The organism is Vibrio sp. 1F169, assembly GCF_041439605.1.
Classification (GTDB): Bacteria; Pseudomonadota; Gammaproteobacteria; order Enterobacterales; family Vibrionaceae; genus Vibrio; species Vibrio tasmaniensis_A.
This window is the reverse complement of record NZ_JBGOOI010000168.1, coordinates 1-1,378: the sequence shown is the minus strand read 5'-3', so window position 1 is coordinate 1,378 and position 1,378 is coordinate 1. Positions and strand designations below refer to the sequence as shown.

At 40.8% G+C, this 1,378-nt stretch carries 1 protein-coding gene and 1 pseudogene; one reads left to right on the top strand and one right to left on the bottom strand.

Annotation, left to right across the window (positions count from 1 at the left end):
• A pseudogene (locus ACED53_RS23385) lies at positions 1-316 on the bottom strand (hypothetical protein); the annotation flags it as partial.
• A 798-nt stretch (positions 317-1,114) separates the two neighbouring features.
• Here ACED53_RS23385 and ACED53_RS23380 point away from each other — a divergent pair.
• Positions 1,115-1,294, top strand: coding sequence for a TraY domain-containing protein (locus tag ACED53_RS23380; RefSeq protein ID WP_016800598.1), 180 nt, complete (start codon positions 1,115-1,117; stop codon positions 1,292-1,294).
• Positions 1,295-1,378: the final 84 nt, after the last annotated feature.

The window sequence follows — 1,378 nt, the reverse complement described above, 5'->3', positions numbered from 1 at the left end:
ACTGCACATTATTCACCGCTTCACCGCCCCATGCATTAAGTGACGGGAAACGATTTGGGTTGGTAATAAATTCTTCACACCCTTTTAAGATCCGCGCGTATTCTGGCGGTAGGGTTTCTACCTTACCGCTTCGGAGCAACCGACGAGACTTAAACCCGATCTCAAAAGGCGTCTTTGGACCCCGCGCGTTCTCTTCTTCAACGACGCGTTGATGCAATTTAATCAAATCCAGTTTGCGAGCCTTACGCTTACAGCGATACTGCGCATCGTAACTCGATTTATCGAACGGGGGAGGGGAGGAGCTAAACGTTTTCATAAGACTCACCGTCCACGTTTAAAACACACCTCGCTTCATCCTGAGGGACAAAAAAGGCGGTGTTAGGCAGAAAGTGGATTCTCCTGAGCGTTAGCCCAAGCTGAGTCAAAGGAGTCATATTTTTGAAGTCCGTAAGTTTTTGGGGAGTGTTTAGATTGGTTGTCCAAACGGTGAAATTTCACGCTATCTCAACCGGGAAAAGAAATCAAACGCCGGTTTTCTAGACACAAAAAAACCGTCTACTTACGGGAAGACGGCTTTTTTGCGAGTGCTATTTAGTCAGAGTACCACCTCTAACACACTCTAAATCCTAGAAAAAACACACGGCATTGGGCACTACAGGCTTAGTGGCCAAGGTCGTGTGTTTTAACCATAATGACCTAAATCAATTATAGCGTATCGTCGTCAGATATTTCAAACGCTAAGTCCGCTTTGGATTTTCCCCTTAACATAACAAATATAATGCGTAACCAAAAATAGCAGATAAATAACAATGAGATAACAAATAACCTTGAAAAATTTATAGCACATCAAAGAATCCGAATAAAAATAATTAATGGATTAATTATTTAAAATTAAAAACAAAGGCAACGTTAAGTTTAATAAAATAACCATTAAAATCAAAAGTTTAATTTTGTGCGTATTATATTTGTTATGTTAAATTGCAAGATTGAGAGGCCCATCACAAAAGCAAATAAGTTTAATAATTCTGGGTCACTTTTGAACGATTAGAGGGTTCAGCGATATTTCAGTTTGAACTCGGTCGTTTCGGTTTTTCTTAATTGAAAAGGATTTTGTATGAATTTGAAATCAGAATGTAGGGTTGATAACAAGGAAGTCGGTATCGCTTTTAGTCTTTCAGCAAACGCGAATAAAACGTTAACGCTATCGGCGAAAAGAGCAGAACGGGCCAAAAAGCGCGAAGGGAAACTTCGATTAGAAGATCATCTCAAACGTTTTCCCAATTGGTCGCTGTAACGAATGATATTGCCGTCTGAGATCTTATTTCAGATGGCCTCGAAGGTGGGCTGCCTTCACGATTGCAAAAAGCGCCGCAGAGGG